We start from the raw sequence: 4049 nt of genomic DNA on the forward strand, positions 1-4049 counted from the left end.
CGATGTTTATTTATCTTATAGACACCATCCAGATAGTAGTCTTTTAATAGTGGATGTTTCTTACTTACAACGTTCCGATTAACCTAGCTTTACATATATCTGTAGGTGCTTACTTTAAGCCTGTCAATTCTATATCCTCTTTAGTTAGATATTCCGAGGTTCCTATCTACTAGTCGTACTTTTCGGTGTTTGACACTGCATTTACAGCATACGTCTTTCGATCGTATTAATTTCTAGACCCGTACATTCGCAAGTTCGTCAGTCCATCTGGACATTCTCACCATAGATATTTTGTAGCATCCCGACCTATCATGAATCATATTCTGTTTAAGAACTTAGGTACATTTCAGCCGACTTCACCTAGCTTCATACACGTTCGGGCTACTACCATTCCATGCATGCAGGAGTATCAGATAACTCGTTTCAGCTCAACATGACGGCTTTCATTCCGAGTTTCGATTAATCAGTTGTAATTGCCTTTCAGCAATCCTCCTATTTCGTGCTTTGGCACTTATAAGGAAACGTTTCGCACAGTATAATACTTCACAAGCTTCTTCGTTAATCAAACAAAAAAGTAATGCCTTGTTAAACATCCCACCCCTATATTCATATTTGTAGTATTAATCAAAATCATTTTCTTCTTCGATTTTTAAAATTCTTCTTGGTTTTGCAAGAATCTCAACTTCGAATATTCTGTTTTCTGATGTTAATATGAAAACTTCAGGATAAATCATACAAAATTGCGAAGATAAATAAAAAGAGAGTAACCTCTTAATTTTGGTTACTCTTAATTATTTTCACAAGCAGTTTCACTTGTTCCTTGAGATCATCAATCTCTTTCACCTGTTCCTTGAGATCATCAATCTCTTCCCGCATCTTATCCTTCTCTTGATTTGACTTAAAATCATCCACCTGTGATTGCAAATCGGCAGAAACATCTATATCTAGTTGAATGATTGCCCCAATAGTCCCCAAAGCGTCACCCACAGTAACCAATACATCGCCAAAAATACCTATAATATTCCCAATATTATTAGGTGGCTTATATTCAAAATTCGCAAAGGTTGAATTAGAGTTAGAGTTATTACCGTTATTGTTGGCTGTAGGAGGGACAGGAGGGGCAATGTAAAGCCTTTTATTCTTCTTCATGAACTCACCCCATAACTATAAACAAGGATTTATATGATCGTAAAGTAAACAGTAAGATGGACCTATATAATCAATTCTATTCTTATTTCAGCCATTCTATAAACCTAATCGTTAATCCTGTTATAAAGCTCTGTTTTCTATTTGTTTTTGTAAAAGTCTTATTATTTCCTCTGTCTGTGTCATTAGTTGAAGGGTTTGTTGAAGTTGCAATAGTTGCAATTCTTGTGGTTCTTTCTCTTTTTGGTCTTGAATTTGCTGTAGCTTATCATTTTCTAATGCAATTGCTTGCCCTACAAAGCTTTTTGCATCTCCTGTTGTGGTTAACCATTGTCCAACTAATTGTAAAATATCAACAGAATTAGAGTCTTTCCCACCATTCTCAATATTATTACTCATAATATCCCCTTCCTTATTTTGTAACTGTTCTAGGCTATGCCAAAAGGGCTTGAGTTGCATCAACGAAATTCACTCAAGCACCCGTTAGCTTAAGTGAATTTCTTCACGATTAGTTCGAAGTGTTCACTCCATTTACTCTGTTTATTGTCAAACATTCTGGTATTTTACCCACACAAGGAATTCATTGTTACATAAGATGCACTTAGATAGATAGTGAGGAGGAGGATACATTGATGAAAGATAACCATAATTCCCCTAAACCTGAACCTCAAAATTTCAATATGGAAAATCAAGCGGCACAGCTTGCAGTTATTGCAGGATTAATAACTACACTAGGTGATGACCTTTCAACAGTCGCTGCCGCACTTGCTCTACAAGAAGCACAACAGAGTAATCAGAACAATATCATGAACAGTAATAGCGACCTACATACTATGCAAAACAGATTAATGATTTATCTAGAGAAATAAAACAAATAAAGAAGCTACTTCTAAGCAAGGGAATTTAATCTTACGAACTGTTCATTAATAAGAACTTATCTTGTAGGATAAGCTTCATTTTATTAATTTAACCCATATATTGAGATTGGAGGTGATAATTTAATGAACCTTAACTCAATGCAGCCTTCTGCAAACATGGAAATCATCAATGATATTTCGAAAGCAATCAATGGAGAATATCGTGCTATTCATTGCTATGAAGCATTAGCAAATCAGGCTCCGAATATTGGGGTTAAAAACAAAATCTTTGAAATCAGAAATGATGAAATAAGACACTATCACGCTTTTGCTCAGATTTATTTTTCATTAACTGGAAATCAGCCAACCCCTAAAATCACGGAACAATGCTCAAAAGATTATAAAAGTGGAGTGCTAGCCGCATTTATAGATGAACAGGAAACGGTAGATTTTTATCATGGAATTGCAAGGAAATACAATTATGACAACATCAGAAACGCATTTACGCAAGCCTCTGCTGATGAACAAAACCACGCTGTTTGGTTTTTATATTTTATGAATCATCAGTAATCGATTTGTAGCTAGCCAGCGATTATGTTGGATTTTGCTATTGCACATTATTTTTCAATTGCAAAAAAAGACCGATATATAAGTTCCCCCTCTTCTTAACCTGCTCCTTTAGTTTACTTAACATATCAAATTATAATAATTCTTCCTCTGAAACATAATGAATTTTCCAACCTTCATTTGACTTTACCAATATCATTTCACCCAAAAAGGTTGTTTTCCTATAATTTTCACTTGTATGGATCAGTTTGTAATATGCATAGGAGGTATAAGTAATTATAGATACTACTTCAAACTCTAACAAATCTATCTGACCAAAATTCTCAATATTTTGCCTTATGAAATCCTTATCACCATAAGTTACTTTAATAAAATAATCACTTAAGGTTTGAATATAACCTTCGGCATCTTTTTCATTTATTGCAGTAATCATCGAACTAACAAGAAAAGTTACTTCTCTCTCATCAGTTGCGTTAAACCCTGTTAACAATATACTGCAACTAAAAACTAGAATAATTAGAAGTTTCTTCATCAAATTATTCACACCAATTTACAAACCTTTCCAGACTCTGCATTTACCCTATATAATTTCTGCATTTAAATACCAAAAGAGCTTTAAATCTACTTAGACTAAAGCAGTCTTCCCTATTTAAACTACATTATTAAAGTTCCAAATTTCCTTAGCTATTCCTGCCAGATAAACACTCCTATTAGATATTTCCTCGAAGGTTATCAATTGACATCGTTACACCTCTCAGTTGGGTTTATATCAGGAATTATTCCCTTTAGGCATATTTTTATACATATATTATGCAATTTGGCATAAGTAAACTTTTTTTTATTCATTTTTGCTATGATATTTATACTTATACAAATATATAAAAAGCTTAATTATAAAACATAAAATGAGGGTTTTGTATGAATAATTTGGGAGAAAGAATTAGAAGAATAAGATTAAGTAAAGACATATCAACTGAACAACTTGCAATCCTTGCTGGTGTTAATCAATCCACAATTAGTAGAATTGAAAGTAATGTACGTTCTACGTCAATTGAAACCCTTTACAAAATTTGTGAAGCATTAGAAATAACGATAGTCGATTTATTTGAGGATAATAAAAGTCTTCCTCCAGATTTGTTAAACCTGATTATTACTGCAAAAAAGTTAAGCCCACAACAAAGGAAAAAAATCACAGAAATGATTGAGTCATTTATTAACTAGTTAGAGTTTTTTATAAAAAAATTCCCTTATAAAAAACAAACAGACTAGAATAGCTTATATATATGTTAGTTTACTAGAACATTTGAATATAAAAGAAACCCACATAGTAGACATATCTAATATGTGGGTTTCTTATTTACTTCTTATTGAACTAAAGCCCCCATTACTTTAATAGCAATAGGTAAGATTTTGATGTAATCTCCATCTTTTCCCCTGCTCCACACCCAACGTGCGATTTTCACCGCATTAGGCGTTCCA

6 protein-coding genes are annotated in these 4049 nt (G+C 33.1%); 3 read left to right on the top strand and 3 right to left on the bottom strand.

The window, feature by feature from the left end:
• Positions 1-771: 771 nt before the first annotated feature.
• Complete coding sequence (locus tag J2Y03_RS28795) at positions 772-1149, bottom strand: hypothetical protein (RefSeq protein WP_310200696.1); 378 nt, start codon at positions 1147-1149, stop codon at positions 772-774.
• Positions 1150-1269: 120 nt separating this feature from the next.
• Positions 1270-1545 (bottom strand): hypothetical protein, encoded by a 276-nt coding sequence (locus tag J2Y03_RS28800; protein ID WP_310200698.1) that lies wholly within the window; start codon positions 1543-1545, stop codon positions 1270-1272.
• Between the two features lie 233 nt (positions 1546-1778).
• Here J2Y03_RS28800 and J2Y03_RS28805 point away from each other — a divergent pair, with 233 nt between their 5' ends.
• Entirely contained in the window at positions 1779-2015 is a 237-nt protein-coding gene (locus J2Y03_RS28805) for a multidrug ABC transporter ATPase (protein ID WP_310200700.1), read from the top strand.
• 132 nt (positions 2016-2147) lie between these two features.
• Complete coding sequence (locus J2Y03_RS28810; protein WP_132097213.1) at positions 2148-2573, top strand: ferritin-like domain-containing protein; 426 nt, start codon at positions 2148-2150, stop codon at positions 2571-2573.
• Positions 2574-2703: 130 nt separating this feature from the next.
• On the opposite strand, the gene J2Y03_RS28815 is transcribed toward J2Y03_RS28810, so the two are convergent.
• Positions 2704-3105, bottom strand: coding sequence for a hypothetical protein (locus tag J2Y03_RS28815; protein WP_310200703.1), 402 nt, complete (start codon positions 3103-3105; stop codon positions 2704-2706).
• Positions 3106-3488: 383 nt separating this feature from the next.
• Between J2Y03_RS28815 and J2Y03_RS28820 the strand changes: the two genes are divergently transcribed.
• Positions 3489-3791: a helix-turn-helix domain-containing protein gene (locus J2Y03_RS28820; RefSeq protein WP_310200705.1), complete on the top strand. Its 303-nt coding sequence runs from the start codon at positions 3489-3491 to the stop codon at positions 3789-3791.
• The last annotated feature ends 258 nt before the right edge of the window (positions 3792-4049 follow it).

The sequence above is a fragment of the Neobacillus niacini genome, assembly GCF_031457145.1.
GTDB classification, from domain to species: Bacteria; Bacillota; Bacilli; order Bacillales; family Cytobacillaceae; genus Neobacillus; species Neobacillus niacini_J.